This is a genomic window from Streptomyces sp. AM 2-1-1, from assembly GCF_029167645.1.
In the GTDB taxonomy this organism is placed as follows: domain Bacteria; phylum Actinomycetota; class Actinomycetes; order Streptomycetales; family Streptomycetaceae; genus Streptomyces.
Genome location: NZ_CP119147.1, coordinates 3960357 through 3976808 on the forward strand (window position 1 = coordinate 3960357; position 16452 = coordinate 3976808).

General features: G+C 71.0%; 19 protein-coding genes, 1 tRNA gene and 1 pseudogene. 17 read left to right on the forward strand and 4 right to left on the reverse strand.

Going from position 1 to position 16452, the window contains the following annotated elements:
* Positions 1-443 precede the first annotated feature (443 nt).
* The 6 genes from ispD (at position 444) to PZB77_RS17275 (ending at position 7289) form a co-directional block, all read left to right on the forward strand.
* Positions 444-1256: a 2-C-methyl-D-erythritol 4-phosphate cytidylyltransferase gene (ispD, locus tag PZB77_RS17250; RefSeq protein WP_275493491.1), complete on the forward strand. Its 813-nt coding sequence runs from the start codon at positions 444-446 to the stop codon at positions 1254-1256.
* Positions 1246-1755, forward strand: coding sequence for a 2-C-methyl-D-erythritol 2,4-cyclodiphosphate synthase (gene ispF, locus PZB77_RS17255; RefSeq protein WP_275493492.1), 510 nt, complete (start codon positions 1246-1248; stop codon positions 1753-1755). Before ispD ends, ispF begins: the two co-directional genes overlap by 11 nt.
* 225 nt (positions 1756-1980) lie before the next feature.
* Positions 1981-2385, forward strand: coding sequence for a PPOX class F420-dependent oxidoreductase (locus PZB77_RS17260; RefSeq protein ID WP_275493493.1), 405 nt, complete (start codon positions 1981-1983; stop codon positions 2383-2385).
* Positions 2386-2691: 306 nt separating this feature from the next.
* Complete coding sequence (cysS, locus tag PZB77_RS17265) at positions 2692-4092, forward strand: cysteine--tRNA ligase (protein ID WP_275493494.1); 1401 nt, start codon at positions 2692-2694, stop codon at positions 4090-4092.
* Between the two features lie 131 nt (positions 4093-4223).
* On the forward strand, positions 4224-5180 hold the full coding sequence (gene rlmB / locus PZB77_RS17270) for a 23S rRNA (guanosine(2251)-2'-O)-methyltransferase RlmB (RefSeq protein WP_275493495.1): 957 nt from the start codon (positions 4224-4226) through the stop codon (positions 5178-5180).
* A 435-nt stretch (positions 5181-5615) separates the two neighbouring features.
* Positions 5616-7289, forward strand: coding sequence for a DoxX family membrane protein (locus tag PZB77_RS17275; protein ID WP_275493496.1), 1674 nt, complete (start codon positions 5616-5618; stop codon positions 7287-7289).
* A 199-nt stretch (positions 7290-7488) separates the two neighbouring features.
* Here the strand turns inward: PZB77_RS17275 and PZB77_RS17280 are convergent, their stop codons facing one another.
* From PZB77_RS17280 to ugpC, 3 genes are all read right to left on the reverse strand, one after another.
* On the reverse strand, positions 7489-8205 hold the full coding sequence (locus PZB77_RS17280; RefSeq protein WP_275493497.1) for a nucleotidyltransferase family protein: 717 nt from the start codon (positions 8203-8205) through the stop codon (positions 7489-7491).
* 70 nt (positions 8206-8275) lie between these two features.
* Positions 8276-8689 carry a hypothetical protein gene (locus tag PZB77_RS17285; protein ID WP_275493498.1) on the reverse strand — a complete coding sequence of 138 codons (414 nt, stop codon included), beginning with the start codon at positions 8687-8689 and terminating at the stop codon, positions 8276-8278.
* A gap of 422 nt (positions 8690-9111) precedes the next feature.
* The gene (gene ugpC, locus PZB77_RS17290) at positions 9112-10248 is read right to left on the reverse strand and encodes a sn-glycerol-3-phosphate ABC transporter ATP-binding protein UgpC (protein WP_275493499.1); all 1137 of its coding nucleotides are present in this window, start codon (positions 10246-10248) and stop codon (positions 9112-9114) included.
* Positions 10249-10438: 190 nt separating this feature from the next.
* On the opposite strand from ugpC, the gene PZB77_RS17295 reads away from it, so the two are divergent.
* A tRNA-Thr gene (locus PZB77_RS17295) sits at positions 10439-10513 on the forward strand.
* Positions 10514-10710: 197 nt separating this feature from the next.
* On the opposite strand, the pseudogene PZB77_RS31270 reads toward PZB77_RS17295, so the two are convergent.
* Positions 10711-10923: pseudogene (locus PZB77_RS31270) on the reverse strand (site-specific integrase); the annotation flags it as partial.
* Between PZB77_RS31270 and PZB77_RS17300 the strand changes: the two are divergent.
* The 10 genes from PZB77_RS17300 to PZB77_RS17345 all read left to right on the forward strand — a co-directional run bounded on the left by PZB77_RS17300 (position 10910) and on the right by PZB77_RS17345 (position 16359).
* On the forward strand, positions 10910-11218 hold the full coding sequence (locus PZB77_RS17300) for a DUF4265 domain-containing protein (RefSeq protein WP_327270638.1): 309 nt from the start codon (positions 10910-10912) through the stop codon (positions 11216-11218). The pseudogene PZB77_RS31270 and the gene PZB77_RS17300 overlap by 14 nt on opposite strands.
* A gap of 189 nt (positions 11219-11407) precedes the next feature.
* Complete coding sequence (locus PZB77_RS17305; protein ID WP_275493501.1) at positions 11408-12076, forward strand: HAD-IA family hydrolase; 669 nt, start codon at positions 11408-11410, stop codon at positions 12074-12076.
* 103 nt (positions 12077-12179) lie between these two features.
* On the forward strand, positions 12180-13382 hold the full coding sequence (locus PZB77_RS17310) for a helix-turn-helix transcriptional regulator (RefSeq protein WP_275496096.1): 1203 nt from the start codon (positions 12180-12182) through the stop codon (positions 13380-13382).
* Between the two features lie 182 nt (positions 13383-13564).
* Positions 13565-14008 carry a hypothetical protein gene (locus PZB77_RS17315; RefSeq protein ID WP_275493502.1) on the forward strand — a complete coding sequence of 148 codons (444 nt, stop codon included), beginning with the start codon at positions 13565-13567 and terminating at the stop codon, positions 14006-14008.
* Positions 14005-14214, forward strand: coding sequence for a hypothetical protein (locus PZB77_RS17320; RefSeq protein ID WP_275493503.1), 210 nt, complete (start codon positions 14005-14007; stop codon positions 14212-14214). The genes PZB77_RS17315 and PZB77_RS17320 overlap by 4 nt, the downstream gene beginning before the upstream one ends.
* A gap of 71 nt (positions 14215-14285) precedes the next feature.
* Entirely contained in the window at positions 14286-14537 is a 252-nt protein-coding gene (locus PZB77_RS17325) for a hypothetical protein (RefSeq protein WP_275493504.1), read from the forward strand.
* Positions 14534-14770 carry a hypothetical protein gene (locus PZB77_RS17330; protein WP_275493505.1) on the forward strand — a complete coding sequence of 79 codons (237 nt, stop codon included), beginning with the start codon at positions 14534-14536 and terminating at the stop codon, positions 14768-14770. The genes PZB77_RS17325 and PZB77_RS17330 overlap by 4 nt, the downstream gene beginning before the upstream one ends.
* A complete protein-coding gene (locus PZB77_RS17335; RefSeq protein WP_275493506.1) occupies positions 14758-14901 on the forward strand; it encodes a hypothetical protein in 144 nt (47 codons plus the stop codon). Before PZB77_RS17330 ends, PZB77_RS17335 begins: the two co-directional genes overlap by 13 nt.
* An 88-nt stretch (positions 14902-14989) precedes the next feature.
* Positions 14990-16150, forward strand: a complete 1161-nt coding sequence (locus PZB77_RS17340) for a radical SAM protein (protein ID WP_275493507.1) — start codon at positions 14990-14992, stop codon at positions 16148-16150.
* A complete protein-coding gene (locus PZB77_RS17345; RefSeq protein ID WP_275493508.1) occupies positions 16147-16359 on the forward strand; it encodes a hypothetical protein in 213 nt (70 codons plus the stop codon). Before PZB77_RS17340 ends, PZB77_RS17345 begins: the two co-directional genes overlap by 4 nt.
* Positions 16360-16452: the final 93 nt, after the last annotated feature.

Below are 16452 nucleotides of genomic sequence, written 5' to 3' on the forward strand. Positions count from 1 at the left end.
CGCGCTGTGTGTCTTCTCGCCCACCACGTCTTCTGCTCGCGTGGGCGCTGTTCATGTCACGCAGTCCGGGTTTCCGGAGACCGGTACGGCAGGTTTCCGATGCGGCGGCAACCAGCCGCACCGGCACCGCGTGCGGGGAGCGGACGCGTGGGCGTCCGGCGCTTTCCAAGATTCTTTTTCGGCCACCCGGATACGGCTGAATTCGGCCGGATACCGGGTGGTGGTCGCGCCGGCCCCGGTGCGGCTAGCGTCCCCCTCGGCCGGTCAACGCCCCGGCCGCCCCGCGCCGCCGCCACGACTCGCTCGACCGGGTCACGGAAGGGGTCCGGACCGAGGCAGGCCGTTGGACGGCGGCTCGCTCCGGCCCCTACCCACGACGGCCGTGGCAACAAACCTGTCGAAGCTTCGGAGTGCAACCGATGTCACCCGTGTCACCGCCCGCCATGTCGTCGCCCGACGGACCGCGACCTCCCGCGGGCGCCCAGGCGCCCGCCACGCCCTCCGCATCCGGCGGTCCGGCCCGGCCCGCCCGTACCGCCGTCGTCATCCCGGCGGCCGGCCGGGGTGTCCGGCTCGGACCCGGTGCGCCCAAGGCGCTCCGGACCCTGAGCGGCACGCCCATGCTGATCCACGCCGTACGGGCGATGGCGGCCTCCCGGGCCGTCTCGCTCGTCGTCGTGGTCGCTCCGCCGGACGGCGCGCACGAGGTGAAGAACCTCCTCGACACGCACGCCCTGCCCGAGCGCACCGACTACGTGGTGGTGCCCGGCGGCGGGACCCGCCAGGAGTCCGTCAGCCTCGGCCTGGGGGCGCTGCCCGAGGACGTCACCACGGTCCTGGTGCACGACGCGGCCCGCCCCCTGGTGCCGGTCGAGACGGTGGACGCGGTGATCGAGGCCGTACGCGGCGGGGCCCCGGCCGTGGTGCCCGCCGTCCCGCTCGCCGACACGGTCAAGGAGGTCGAGCCCTCGGCGGTCCCCGGTGACCCGGAGCCCGTGCTCGCGACCCCCGTCCGGGCGAGGCTCCGGGCCGTGCAGACGCCGCAGGGCTTCGACCGGGACACCCTGATGCGGGCCCACGCGACCGTGACGCTCGACGGCGAGGGAGCCACCGACGACGCGGGCATGGTGGAACGCCTCGGTGAGCCGGTCGTGGTGGTGCCCGGCCACGAGGAGGCGTTCAAGGTGACCCGGCCGCTCGATCTCGTGCTGGCCGAGGCGGTCCTTGCACGCCGGAGGGCGAACGATGGCTTCTGACCCGCACTCCCCGCCCCCTCCCGTGATTCCGCGGGTCGGCATCGGGACCGACATCCACGCCTTCGAGGAGGGCCGCGAACTCTGGTGCGCGGGCCTGCGCTGGGAGGGGGAAGGTCCCGGCCTGGCCGGCCACTCCGACGCGGACGTCGTCGCGCACGCCGCCTGCAACGCCCTCTTCTCCGCCGCCGGACTGGGAGACCTGGGGCAGCATTTCGGCACTTCCCGTCCGGAGTGGTCCGGCGCGTCCGGGGCCACCCTGCTGGCCGAGGCCGCGCGCATCGTACGGGCGGCGGGGTTCGAGATCGGCAACGTCGCCGTCCAGGTCGTCGGGGTGCGGCCCAAGATCGGCAAGCGCCGCGAGGAGGCGCAGCGGGTGCTGTCGGACGTGGTCGGCGCCCCCGTCTCGCTCTCCGCCGCCACCTCGGACGGCCTCGGCTTCACCGGCCGGGGCGAGGGCATCGCGGGGATCGCCACCGCGCTGGTGTACCGCGCCTCCTGAGGGCCGCCCAGGGCCCGCCGCCGTGCGGTCGCGGGCCCCCGGCGGGCCGGACCCGCGACCGCACGGTCACGGGCCCGTCAGGGGTTCAGGTCCGGGCGAGGCCGGTTTTCACCCTTCCGGTCGGGGTGTCGGGAAGCAACGGGGCGACGGCGCGGTTGCGGGGTAGGGGTGGCAGATCACCCACCGTCAGAGCCCGTCACGGCCACTCGCAGGAGGACGCAGGTTATGAGCGCCGCACTTTCCGATGAGATCAAGAAGCTGCTGGACACCCCCGTGTTCGTCAACATCGCCACCATCCAGCCGGACGGCAGCCCGCAGGTGTCCCCCGTGTGGGTGACGCGGGACGGTGACGACGTGCTGATCTCCACCACGGTCGGCCGCCGCAAGGAGAAGAACCTGCGACGTGACCCGCGGGTCACCGTGCTGCTCCAGCCCTTCGACGCCCCGTACTCGTACGCCGAGATCCGCGGCGAGGCGACACTGTCGACCGAGGGCGGCCAGGAGCTGATCGACCAGCTGTCGCGGAAGTACACCGGCAAGGGGTACGCGGAGTTCAACCCCGACTCCGTGAACGACGCCGAACGGGTCGTCGTCCGGATCACCCCGCGCAAGGTCGTCGGCCGCATCTGACCGGAGGGCCCGCGTCCTACCCGGGGCCCGTCTCCGATCCGGAGCCCGCATTCGACCCCGGGCCCGTATCCGACCCCGGGCCCCTATCCGACCCCGGTCCGCCTCCGCCCGCGCCGGAACGGGAATCCGCGCGGGCGGGCCCGGCCGGGACCGACCGCGATGCGCGCGCCCCAAGGGCCTCACCAGCACCCCACGCCCCATGAAGGAGCCGCCGGGACGCCTTCCGGAGGGCCGTATAGCAGAAAAGTTACCCCGCACCTCCCCGGAGGTCGCGGGGCACTGGTGCGGGCCTACTACCCTGGAGCCGTGACTATTCGCCTGTACGACACCAGCGCCCGGCAGATCCGTGACTTCGTCCCGCTCACAGCGGGCTGTGTCTCGATCTACCTCTGCGGCGCTACCGTCCAGGCCGCACCGCACATCGGGCACATCCGCTCCGGTCTGAACTTCGACATCATGCGCCGCTGGTTCGCCTACCGCGGGTACGACGTGACCTTCGTCCGGAACGTCACGGACATCGACGACAAGATCATCCGGAAGTCCGAGGAGCACGGCCGCCCCTGGTGGTCGATCGGGTACGAGAACGAGCGCGCGTTCAACGACGGCTACGCCGCGCTCGGCTGCCTGCCGCCCACCTACGAGCCCCGCGCCACCGGTCACGTCCCCGAGATGATCGAGATGATGCGCGGTCTCATCGAGCGCGGCCACGCCTACGCGGCGGACGGCAACGTCTACTTCGACGTGCGCTCGTTCCCCGGGTACCTCGAGCTCTCCAACCAGAACCTCGACGATCTGCGCCAGCCGTCCGGCGAGGGCGAGACCGGCAAGCGCGACCAGCGCGATTTCGCCATGTGGAAGTCCGTGAAGCCGGGCGAGCCCAGCTGGGAGACCCCCTGGGGTCGCGGCCGGCCGGGTTGGCACCTGGAGTGCTCCGCGATGGCGCACAAGTACCTCGGCACCGCCTTCGACATCCACGGCGGCGGCATCGACCTGATCTTCCCGCACCACGAGAACGAGATCGCCCAGTCGAAGGGGTTCGGCGACGCCTTCGCGGCGTACTGGGTGCACAACGGCTGGGTCACCATGGCCGGCGAGAAGATGTCGAAGTCGCTGGGCAACTCCGTCCTGGTCAGCGAGATGGTCAAGGCGTGGCGGCCGATCGTGCTCCGCTACTACCTCGGCAGCGCGCACTACCGCTCGATGATCGAGTACAGCGAGGCGTCCCTGCGGGACGCGGAGTCCGCGTTCGCGCGGATCGAGGGTTTCGCGCAGCGGGTCACCGAGAAGACGGGCGAGACGGTCGAGCCCGCCTCCGAGGTGCCGCCGGCCTTCGCGGAGGCGATGGACGACGACCTGGGCATCCCGCAGGCGCTCGCGATCGTCCACACCACCGTGCGCCAGGGCAACTCCGCGCTCGCCGCCGACGACAAGGAAGCGGCGATCGCCCGTCTCGCCGAGGTCCGCGCCATGCTCGGCGTCCTCGGCCTGGACCCGCTCGACCCGCACTGGGCCGGTGAGGGGGACCGGGGCGAGGACCTGCACGGGGTCGTCGACACGCTGGTGCGGCTGGTGCTGGACCAGCGGCAGTCGGCCCGCGAGCGCAAGGACTGGGCCGCGGCCGACGCGATCCGCGACCAGCTGAACCAGTCCGGGCTGATCATCGAGGACAGCGCGAGCGGTCCCCGGTGGACGCTGGGACCGCGCTGAGCCCTGCTCTCCGCACCGCGCCCACCGGCGCGAATGTGCCGCCCGGCCGTCCGGGCGGCACACTTTCACTTGTAGACGCATGTCTGAAGTAATTCCTGAAGCAATTTCTGAAGCAACGAAACAGGTAGGTCATGGCCGGGAACAGCCAGCGCAGGAACCGCCGCACGTCCAACAAGAAGGGCGCGCAGGTCGGCAGCGGTGGCCAGCGACGCCGTGGCCTCGAAGGCAAGGGCCCGACGCCGCCCGCCTCCGCCCGTAAGGGACACAAGAAGAACCGCATCGCCGGCGCCCAGGCCAAGCAGGCCGCGGCGCGCCGTCCGGCTCCCCGGCGCGGCGGCGTCAAGGGCACCTCGGAGATGGTCGTCGGCCGCAACCCGGTCTACGAGGCCCTGCGCGACGGCGTCCCCGCGGTGACGCTCTACGTCCAGCAGTTCATCGACAACGACGAGCGGGTCCGTGACGCGCTCAAGCTCGCCGCCGACCGGGGCAACGTCAACCTCATGGAGGCCCCGCGCCCCGAGCTCGACCGGATGACGAACGGCCTGAACCACCAGGGCCTCGTCCTCCAGGTCCCGCCGTACGAGTACGCGCACCCGGAGGACCTGACGGCCTCCGCGTACGACAACAACGAGGACCCGCTGATCGTCGCGCTCGACGGGGTCACCGACCCGCGCAACCTGGGTGCCATCGTTCGCTCCGTCTCGGCGTTCGGCGGCCACGGCGTGGTCGTCCCCGAGCGGCGTGCGGCCGGCATGACGGCGGGTGCCTGGAAGTCGTCGGCCGGTACGGCGGCGCGCACCCCGGTCTCCCGGGTCACCAACCTGACCCGCGCGCTGGAGGGCTACCAGAAGGCGGGCCTCACGGTCGTCGGTCTGGCCGCCGACGGCGAGCACACCGTGGAGGACCTGGAGCAGCTCTCCGGTCCGGTCGTCATCGTGATCGGCAGCGAGGGCAAGGGCCTCGGCCGCCTCGTCGGCGAGACCTGCGACTACCGCGTCCGCATCTCGATGCCGGGTGGCGCCGAGTCGCTGAACGCCGGTGTCGCCGCCGGCATCGTGCTCTACGAGGTGGCCCGCCGCCGCGCGTGACCGCGCCCCGTGACCACCGGCCCGGTACCACGCGCCCGGGTCGGTAGGTACGAAGAACGGCCCCGGCATCCCCGCTCGCGCGGGTGGTGCCGGGGCCGTCCCCGTGCCCCGTACCGCCTTGGACCAGGGCGCGGAACCGGGCGGCGGCAGGGCGCTGCCCGGCACCGGACGGGAAGGCCCGGGGTGGAGGGGGCGCCCCGTCGTGCGCCCGGCGCACGCTCCCCGGAGCATTGACCGGGTCCACCGCCGAGACCACCGCCGGGTGCCGCGAGAACGGGCGTGGTGGGAGCCCTTGCCCTTCTGACCGCACGGCTGCTCGGGCTGGGCATTTGGGACACCATGCTCCGGAACGGCGCATTCCCACCCGTCTGTTGACGGTTCTCGGACACAGAGGCGAGGTCGAGGCAGTGTCCTAACGTCACGTCACTCGGTTAGATGAGTGTGGACACCAGAACGCCTCGGTTCGACGATCAACCCGCCCTGAGCATGACCAAGGTGGACAGCGACCCCGCGCAGGTCATCGTCAACCACGCCAGCTTCCGGGTGCGGCTTCCCCCGGGCCAGCGCGCACGGCTGCGGGGCACGCCTCCGGTCGGCGCCGCACGCGTCCCGGCGATGAGCGGAGCCGGAGGGCGCCGGCGGGCCCCGGTCGTCTGGAGCGGGAGGTCCGAGCCCGGCGACCCGGGGGCGACCGGCCTGCTCCAGGCCGTACGCAACTCCACTGCCGGAAAAGCGGCCGCCCCCGGCTCCGAGGGGTACGCGGACCTCCGTACGGCCTCCGGTGCCACGCAGCTCATCCCGCGCCTGGACGAGACGCAGCCCAACCCGGTGCTGCCCTCCCCGCAGCGGGGCGGCCCGCTCCTCCCGCCCATGCGGCAGGCGGTCGGCGCCTACGACTCCGCCGGCCCCGCCCACGAGGGCCCTGCGGGCGGGTACGACGGCAGCTTCGACGGCCGGTACGGAGACGGGTTCGACGACGGGTACGACGACGAGCCGGAGGAGGGCTCCGAGGTCCGCGACCGGAAGCCGTCCGTCGACTCGGTCCGGCACGCCTACTACCCGGGCCGCCGCATGAACCTCGGCGTCGTCCTCTTCCCGCTCCGCCTCTTCCTCGGCTTCCTCTCCATCTACGCCGGCATGGGCAAGCTCTGCGACCCCGTCTTCTTCGACGGCGGCGAGCGCGGCTCCATGGTCAAGTGGCTCCACTCGCTCCACCCGTGGGCGGCGGCCGAGCCGCTGCGCGACGCCGCCCTCTCGCACCCGGTCGGCGCGGGGCTCACCGTCGCCTTCCTCCAGGTCGTCGTCGGTGTGCTCACCGTTCTCGGCCTGTGGCAACGCGTCGCCGCGGCCTTCGGGGGGCTGCTCTCCGCCGCCCTGCTGGTGACGGTCAGCTGGCATACGGTCGCCGTCTACGACGCGCCGGACATCATCTTCCTCGCGGCCTGGAGCCCGCTCGTCATCGCGGGCGCCCCGGTCTACTCGGTCGACGCGCGCCTGGCCGGTGAGGCGTGGCGCCGGCTCGGCCCGCGCTCGGAGATCTGGGACCTCCGCCGCCGCGTCCTGCGGCGCGGATCTGTCCTGGCGAGCGTGGTCGTCGGGCTCACCCTGCTCGTCGGCTCGGTCCTGGGCGGCGCGGTCCGTTCCACCCAGGTCGTGACCGTACCCGGCCCGAACGAGAAGCCGACCAACCAGCTTCCCGGCGTTCCGCTTCCCGAGGAGACCCCGACGAAGCCCGCGGAGCCGAAGAAGCCGGTCCGGGAGACGACTCCCGAGCCGACCCGGTCCGTCGCCCCGACGACCCCGTCCGCCGAGCGCACCGCCCCGAGCACCCCGGGCGGCGGGGCCGGCGCCGGACAGACCTCCGGTACGGGCGCCGAGCCGAGCGCGACGCAGGGCACCGTCCAGGAGCCCCCGCAGCGGGAGACGACCCCGCAGGAGCCCCCGGCCGCCACCTCCGGCCCGACCTCCTCCGGCTCCACCACCGGCGGCGGAGGCGACGGCGGCGGTGCCACCGGCGGGGACACCTCCGACCCGTCCGGCGGCTCCACCGGCTCCACCGACTCGACGTCCGGCGGCGGCCGGAACCCGCTCGGCGGCCTCCTCGGCTGAGGAGCGCCGGGCGGGCGCGGTGAGCCCGCTCCCTGCGCCGCACCCGTAGGCCGAGAAGAGGTCCCCCGGACGACTCCGGGGGACCTCTTCTCGTGCTCGGGTGCTCGGGTGCTCGGGTGCTCGGGTGCTGGCGTACTGGGGTACTGGGGTGTTCAGGGACCTCCTCCGTGTGCCGCGTGGAGGGGTGTCCGGCGCGGGGTCAGTCCTCCCCGGTGCCCAGCTCCCTGGCCGCCTCGGTCAGGTCCTTCGCCGTGTCGATGGCCCGCCAGTAGGCGCCCTGCGGCAGCGGGTACCCGGCGAGCAGCCGCTCGCGGGCCAGCCGGGGGAAGGTGGTCCGCTCATGGTCGCCCCGGTCCGGCAGCAGCCCCGTGAAGGCCGGGGAGAACACGTACACACCGGCGTTGATCAGGTACGGCGACGGCGGTGACTCGATGAAGTCGGTGATGTGCCCGAACGCGTCCGTCTCCACGGCGCCCCACGGGATGCGCGGCCGGGCCAGGGCGAGCGTGGCCGTCGCGTCACGTTCGGCGTGGAAGGCGGCCATCTCGCGCAGCGAGAAACGGGTCCAGATGTCACCGTTCGTGGCGTACCAGGGCTGCTCCGGATCGGGCAGCCGGGCGGCGGCGTACTTCAGCCCACCGCCGCGCCCCAGCGGCTCGGACTCGACGACCGTCGTCACGTTCAACGGGAGAACGGCGGAATCCAGCCACTCCTGGAGCACCTCGGCAAGATGGCCGCACGAGATCACGGCGTCGGTGACGCCCTCGGCGGCCAGCCAGGAGAGTTGATGGCCGATGATCGGGGTCCCGGTGCCCGGGATCTCGACCATCGGCTTGGGACGGTCATCGGTGTACGGGCGCAGTCGCGACCCCTGGCCACCGGCCAGGACCACGGCCTGCGTCGGATACGTTTGCATGCCAGGCACGATATGCGGTGCCGGCGCGGTGGTTCGTACCGCGTGACCGGTCGTGCCGGGCGGCGCGCGGTCAGCTGAACTGGGCGACGCCCGAGGCGAAGGACGTGTCGCAGACCGGCCGCGAGAAGCGGTGCGCACGCGTCGGGCCGTACTGCTCGACGGCGGCCTTGCCGAGCGCCTTGGCGATCGACATGCAGTGGCGGGCCAGCGACGGCGTCTCCTCCACCGCTCGCTGAAGGTCCGTCAGGGCGACGGCGGGGTCCTTCTCCTTGAGCTCGACGAGCAGCTTGTCGCGCAGGATGTCCTGCGGGGCAGCGGGCTTCGCCGTCTTCGACACGGTGGCCGAGGCCGTGGTCAGCAACTGGGTGTCGGTGTTCGGCGCTGCCCACGGCACGCGGGTGACGGCGAGGGTCCCGGACAGGACCATGACGACGGGCAGGACGAAGGCGAGAGTTCGGCCGATTCGGCGCGCGGTGTGGGTCACGCAGCGAGCGTAGCGTTCCGTGAGGATTCGACGACCTTCCGTCACTCTCGTGGGGGAGAGTTCGAGGGGACTTTTCGAATCCCAGGTTGACGAAGAGGCTGAATTGCCCCGACTGGGACGGTTATTCACCGCTGCGTCGGCTCGCCGGTGCGGTGAGCGCCGAACCTCTGCGGGCGGAGGGGCGGTCGTGCGGGCGGCGCACGGGCAGGCCGAAGGGCCGGAGGGGCGCGTACGGCGACGGCCCCGCCTCCTCGGAAGGAGACGGGGCCGCCGGTGTGTCCGGGTGCTGGGGCGGTCAGGCGCCCGAGCGGGGGACGGTTCCGCGGTGGAGCCGGCGGAACGGATGGAGCGGTGGTGCCGCGGAGCGGGTGGAGTCCGTGATGCGGTGGAGCGGGTGGTGCCGTGGTGCCGGTGCGATCCGGTCAGCCGACGAGGCGCTCGCCGGTCGAGGTCGCGAAGACGTGCAGCTCGTCCGGGCGCGGGACGACGTGCAGCGTGGTGCCCTTCTCCGGGACGGCGCGGCCACCGACGCGGACCACGAGGTCCTTGTGGTGGTCGCCGACCTGGGCACCGCCGTAGACGAAGCCGTCGGCGCCGAGCTCCTCGACGACGTTGACCGAGACGGCGAGGCCGGCCGGGGCGTCGGACGAGGCCTTGGAGAGGCCGGTCGCGGCGGCGCCACCGTGCTCGACGATGTCGAAGTGCTCCGGGCGGATGCCGACCGTGACGGTGGTGTCACCGCGGTTCGCGGCGGCGGTGAGCGCCTCGCGGGAGACCGGGACGACGCTGTTGCCGAACTTCACGCCACCGTCGGTGATCGGGACCTCGACGAGGTTCATCGCGGGAGAGCCGATGAAGCCGGCGACGAAGAGGTTCGCCGGGCGGTCGTACATGTTGCGCGGCGAGTCGACCTGCTGGAGCAGACCGTCCTTGAGGACCGCGACACGGTCGCCCATGGTGAGGGCCTCGACCTGGTCGTGGGTGACGTACACGGTCGTGATGCCGAGGCGGCGCTGCAGCGAGGCGATCTGCGTACGGGTGGAGACACGGAGCTTGGCGTCGAGGTTCGACAGCGGCTCGTCCATGAGGAAGACCTGCGGCTCACGCACGATGGCACGGCCCATCGCGACACGCTGGCGCTGACCACCGGAGAGCGCCTTCGGCTTGCGGTCCAGGTAGTCGGTGAGGTCCAGCATCTTGGCGGCCTCTTCGACCTTCGCCCGGATGTCGGTCTTGTTCACGCCGGCGATCTTGAGCGCGAAGCCCATGTTGTCCGCGACGGTCATGTGCGGGTACAGCGCGTAGTTCTGGAACACCATCGCGATGTCCCGGTCCTTCGGCGGCAGGTGCGTGACGTCGCGGTCACCGATGCGGATCGCGCCGCCGTTGACGTCCTCGAGACCCGCGAGCATGCGCAGGGAGGTCGACTTGCCACAACCGGAGGGGCCGACGAGGACGAGGAATTCGCCGTCCGCGATGTCGATCTCGAGCTGGTCGACCGCCGGCTTGGTGGAGCCGGGGTAGACGCGGGACGCCTTGTCGAACGTGACACTTGCCATGCTGATGCTTCTCCTTCACCGGCAGGAACGTGCCGGACGATCCGAGTAAGGGAGTGGATGAGTCCACTCGGGTGAACCCGATGTGACGCTACCTGGCGTTTTAGGTTCTGTCAGTAGTCCACGGCACGTGATTTTCACGTCCTGGACACACGCCGCATTGGTTACACTGCACGGGCACACGCCCACACCCGCCTCCTTAGCTCAGTCCGGCCAGAGCAACGCACTTGTAATGCGTAGGTCGTCGGTTCGAATCCGACAGGGGGCTCGGTGAAACCCCAGGTCACATAGCCCGTGACCTGGGGTTTTCTGCTGTCTGAGGGCGTGACGTGGAGGTGCCTGGGACGGTAGGGGATCGCTTGCGTGAGCGCTGCGTGAGCGGCGGGTCGGCAGGCCCTGCTTCGCGAGCCTCTTCGGCTTCGGCTTCTGCGCCGTCGAGGCCTGAGCTTTTTTGGCGCGCCGGCCCTTCTTCCGGGCCTTCTCCGCCTTGCGGGCGGCTTCCTCCGCCTCGATTTTCCGTTGGAGCGGGACCAGCTTGGCGGTTGCCTCGCCCGCGCTCCTGCCGACGTGGGGGAGGACACTCTGGTAGATGTCCCGGGTGATGCGGGTATCGCTGTGGCCGAGGGTGCCGGAGACGATCTTGACGTCGATGCCGGCGGCGAGCATGAGAGTGGAGCTTGAGGACGGTGGTGTTCTCTACGCCCGAGAGACGATCCAACCGTCGCAGAACTGCACGATTCGGTTGATCGTGCTGAAGGACGGCGGCTCAGCAGCCGCCCGGCAGACCGTGCTGGAGACCTTCCACCGCCTTGGCGCGACAGGCGAGGACATCGAACGTTTCCGCATGGTGGCTCTCGATGCCCCCGGGAAGCCGACCTGCCGAAGATCCGCAAGCTCCTGGAACACGGTGCGTCAAGGAAGTGGTGGCACTGGGAGGAAGGTGTGTCACCCCGCTTGGCACGATGCCGTCTGAGCCAGCAAGGGTCGTGCCCTTGGGGTGGGCGAGCCCATTGCGCCGTCCTGCGGGGCTCTCACGGGCTCGTGGCCAACTCCCGATCGTTTAGGCGATGTTCTTTGTGATCTGCGGTCGCCGAGAGAATCCTTGCCCGCCCCAGCGCGGGGTAGCGTTTCCATGAGGTCGACGGAGAGGACGCTCGCAACCATGCCGATGCCCGCCGGTACCCCCGAACCCACTGCCCCGCGCGGGCTCATCCTGGACTTCGCCGGAGTGCTGACCGCCGATCCCCGGCCGACCCACCGTCTGTGGGCCGAGTCGGAGGGCCTGCACGCGGAGGCGTGGCGCGCCACCCTCAACGACACCGCCGAAGGGCGACGCCTGTATACGGCGCTGGAGATCGGGCAGCTCGGTCAGGTCGAGTGGAACGCCCAGACAGCCGCTCTGCTCGGTGCGGACGTCGACCCGGTCAACCTGATGGGCCGCGCCTGGTTCCACGTGCCGCCAGCAGCACGCATGGCGGCCCTCGCCCGCACGGCCAGGGAGGCGGGCTACCGACTCGCCCTCCTGTCGAACAGCTTCGGCCTCGACCCCTTCAACCCGTACGAGCACGTCGGTATTTGGGACCTCTTCGACGTGCACGTCATCTCCGAAGCGGTCGGCATGGCGAAGCCGGACCCCGCGATCTACCAACTGACCTTGGACCGCCTCGGCCTTCCCGGAACGGCGTGCGTGTTCGTCGACGACCATCCGGTCAACCTTCCGCCCGCCGAAGCTCTCGGGATCACCACCGTCCTCGCGACGGACGAGGACTCCGCAGTCGCCGAGCTGGAGCGCCTGCTCGGGCTGACGGCGACCGTCGCCGTGCAGAGCTGATTCCAGCCACACCTACGGGTCCCCTTTTGGAGAAGGGGTGTTGGCCCTCCTTTAGCTATGGGTACGGTCAACTCCTGGCGGACCGGAAGAGGACGTGGCTGGCATGCAGTGGTCGGAGTACACCACCGCCGAGAGACTCAAAGCGCTCCGCAACGGCATGACGCAGGAGCAGTTGGCCGAGGCCGCCGAGGTGTCGGTCGGCGTCGTAAGGAAGCTGGAACGCGGCGGCACCGCCTCCCTTCCTTCATTGCTCTCCATCGCCTCCGCCCTCGGCACCGACATCGCTGTGCTCTTCGGGCAGCAGGCGCCTCGTCGCTCCATGGACCGCGACGAGCGAGCCGCCCTGCGGTCCCTGTCCGGAGCCACCCACGACGCTGCCCTCGGTATCCCGGCCGAGGTCGAACCGGGGACGGTCGACGAGCTGCGGGCCGTCGTCCAAGACGCCGACGCCGCCTACTGGGCGGGTCGGTACACCGAACTGGGGGTTCTGCTCGGCGCGCTGCTGCCCGAGGCCCGCGCACGGTACGACGCATCGAACACTGATGAGAGGACGGCCGCCGCGGGCGTTCTGGCCGACGTCTTCCAGACCGCCGCCATGGCCGCGAACGTATGGGGCTCGCGGGACCTCGCCTACGCGGCGCTCACCTACGGCCGACAGATCGCCGTCCAGGCGGGCGACGACCTTCGTGACGCGCACCTCGCCGCCACCACCGCATGGGTCAACCTCCGCGACGGTCGGACCGCGCAGGGGTTCTCGTTGGCCGCCACCCAGGCGGACCGGATCGAGCCGAAGATGTCGGAGCACGACCCGGACCGGCTGGCGGTCTACGGCCAACTCGTCACCAACGCGGCAGTGGCGGCTTCCCGAGGTGGCTCCTCCGCCGAGACCGCCCGCGAGTACCTTTCGCAGGCTCACGCCGTCGGTGCACGGCTCGGCTCCGAACACGCCCGTGGAGGACACGCGCAGCCCGACGGCCCCCTCTACGCAGCCACCCAGGCCATGAGCATCGCCGTTGCTCTCGGCGATGTCCCTGGAGCGCTGCGCCTGATGGATACCGTCAAGCTCGACGACACCGTCCCTCTCGCCACCAGGGCCCGATACGGGCTCGATGTCGCCCTGACCCACGTGGAATGCCGACGCTGGGACCGGGCCGCCGACACCCTTGAAGACGTGTGCGGTATGGCGCCCGGCTGGGTGCAGCACCAGATGCTGCCTGGCGTGATCATCTCCCGCCTGGCCGGCGTGTCAGTCGGCCGCCTGCGGGGACTGGCCCATGCCGCAGGAGTACCCCTGGGCGTCCGCTGACTGCCATGACCCGTAGCAGTGGGGCAAGCAGGAGGCGTGAGTGTCACCACGCTTGGTGGCACCGGTCCGCTCCACCAGGAGCCACGGCGGCTACGTGACGTGGCAGCACCCGCCCTTGCGACACGCTCGACAGCCATAGAACGTGCCTGTTCCGTACGGACCGCCGCCAGCACGCTTGGGGCATGCCGAACATCGCGCCCGGCGGCCTCGGACATGTGCCGGTAGCCGTCTACTCCTGCGCCACCTCCACTCATGCCGTAAGCGAGGCCGAACGCCGTGCCCGCCACTACGCCGATGCCCGCCATTGGCACGTGGCCGGTGCGTGGACCGACCGAGACCCGAGCGCGCTCCTGGACAGCCGCCTAGGCTGGCAGGCCATAACGGGCGCTCTGTCGACCGGCCTCGTGCGCGGCGTCGTGGTGGCGGCAATCTCCCAGGTAGTGCTCGACGCGGCGCAGTTCGCCGCCCTCGGCGTACTGGTCAGGGACCGCGGTGGCTTTCTCGTGGAAGCGACTTCCGGGCCGCCGCACCGCACCTTGGGCCAGTCCGAACACCGCCGCACTCTCTTCGAGGGGACCGCCGGACGGTTCTCGTACGGTCACCTTGGGTCAGAGACGTCGTGGTGAGCGTGAGGCGGGCCGAGGTCGGCGACATCGTGGAGGACGCCGAAGGCAGGCAGGCGATCGTGACGGACATCAGGCGGGGCGCGACCTGGGTCCTGCGCCCCAGGCGGGGACCGGCGACGGTCCAGTGGGACACATCCGACCCCGATTCTCTCCGCGTCGTGAAAAGTCGCGCCTCCCGCCTCGCCGAAGAACACGACCTCTGGTGACTGAGCGCGCCCTGCTCGTCGAACCGAGCGATCAGTACACACGCCTACCCCCTGAACGGAAGGAGGCACCCGTGCACGCTTTCGGCCTGCGCACGGACCAGAACCACCTCTCGCCCTGCCTGGTGATGATCGCCGCACTGGCGGACAGCTTGGCCCCGAGGGCCCACCAAGGCGCGATCCCGCGCATCCTCGCAACCGGTCCGGCCCCCGCCCGCGCCGTGTTGTCGGCCCACTCCGCCGTGAAGACCGGCTTCGGGTCCATCGGCGTCGCGCGCCGTACGCCGCTCCGCCCGTCGCGCATGGCGGAGAAGGCTGGCCGATGAGTCCGCGCGCGGTCGTTCGGTTCCACCAGTGGACGCTGCAGCCCGACCGGGAGCCGGACGCCGAGCCGACCAGCTACGCGATGCAGTGCGCGGTGTGCGGAGAGATCTCGCCCACGGACACTGAATTCACGGCCTCCCAGGACTGGGTGTTCGCGCACGGCGGGCGCAATCCGACGCACCACACGTACCGGGAGATCATCACCCGCCCGTGGAGGGCGTGGTGGAAACCGTGACAGGCCGCATCGACGCCCAAGTTGCCGCCAGAGTCACCCGCTACATCGGATCGCTGCTCATCGTGCTCGTGTCCGCCTTCTGCGGCTTCGTGATCGGTGGGGCCGCTTCGACCGTACAGATCACGCACTGACCTGCGCTGAGCGAAGAGACCGATCAGCCCGGGGAGCCCTGGACGTGTCCCCGCACTCGACCCCGCACATCCGACCCGTGGAGGTCCCATGACCGCAATGAGTACCCACACCCAGGAGCCGAGGAGCGGACCGGTTCCGCACCTGGTGGCCAGCCCGTTCCTCGCCCAGTACCTGCTCGTCCAGCCCGGCCGGGCGGCTGGTGTACGCATTCCGGAAGTCCGTTACGAGGAGCTGCGGACTGCCAGCACGGAAGGCATGCCCGCCCCGGCCTGGCTGGCCGACGCGGTGAAGAGGGCATGGGGCGCCGAGCTGCCCGAGGCGCCGCTCGGTGACATCGTCCTGGTCCGCGATCGGTCCCGGTACGGGTACGGCAAGGCGTCCTGGGAGATCAACCTTGGCTGCGACTACGACTGCGAGTTCTGCTACCTCGGCGAGAAGCGGTTCGAGGGCCTGGACTGGGCGGGAAAGCAGACCTTGCTCCGGACGCTGAGGGATGCCGGGGTCCTGTGGTTACAGATCACCGGCGGCGAGGCCCTGATCGACCGGGAGTTCGGCGCGGCCTACGAGTACGCCCACCAGCTCGGGATGATGGTGCAGGTCTCCTCGAACGGCTCCTCTCTGCGCAAGCGACCGATCCGGGACCTCTTCGCCCGCCACCGGCCCTACCGGCTGACCCTGAGCGTCTACGGCGCGACTGCCGAGACGTACGACAAGGTCACGCGGAACCGCGGGGCGTTCGGCCGGTTCATCCAGGGCCTGGACGCCGCCCGCGAGGACCGACTTCCGGTCCGCCTGAACGTGATCGTCTCGGGCGACAACGCTCATGAGACCGACGCGATGGTGCGCCTCGCGGAGTCGTACGGTTTCCCCAACCAGGTCTTCACGAACATTTCGCCGACGATCGACGGCGAGGCGAACCCGCTGGCCACGCAGGCGGAGAGCCACCTCACAGCCCGCAGCGTCTTCACCGGCTGCAACGCGGGCCACACGTTCTTCCACGTCAACCCGCACGGCATCGCGTCGATCTGCAAGGTCGGCCGCGACCCGAGCGTCAACCTCATCACCGAGGGCGTCGAAGCCCTCCCCCGACTCGGCGCGATCGCCGAGTCCCTACAGCTCCGCACCGGTGGATGCTCCGGCTGCACGAAGGTCGGCACGTGCCGCACGTGCCGACCGCTGGCCAAGCTCTACCAGGACGCGGGGGACCGCCGAGAGCTCTACTGCCAACATGGAGGCTACGGAACATGACCCCTTCCACCGCAACCCTCACCCCGCCGCGCGAACCCGTGCTGCTCACCCTCGGACAGCGACCGGCCGCCGGCCGCGTCGGAGTCCTGCCGGTGCCGCTGACCGTCACACCGATCAAGGACGACGAGATCCAGATCATCGCCGACCTGGATGAGGCTGCCGAAGGCGCCGAGTGCAGCTGCTCGGCAGGCGACGACCAGCCTTACTAGACGCACCGCGGGCGGCCCCGGCACTGCCCGTTGCGCCCCTTGAGTGCCGCCCCGGCCGTACCCTGGCCGGGGCGGCATTTGCCCTACCTGAAC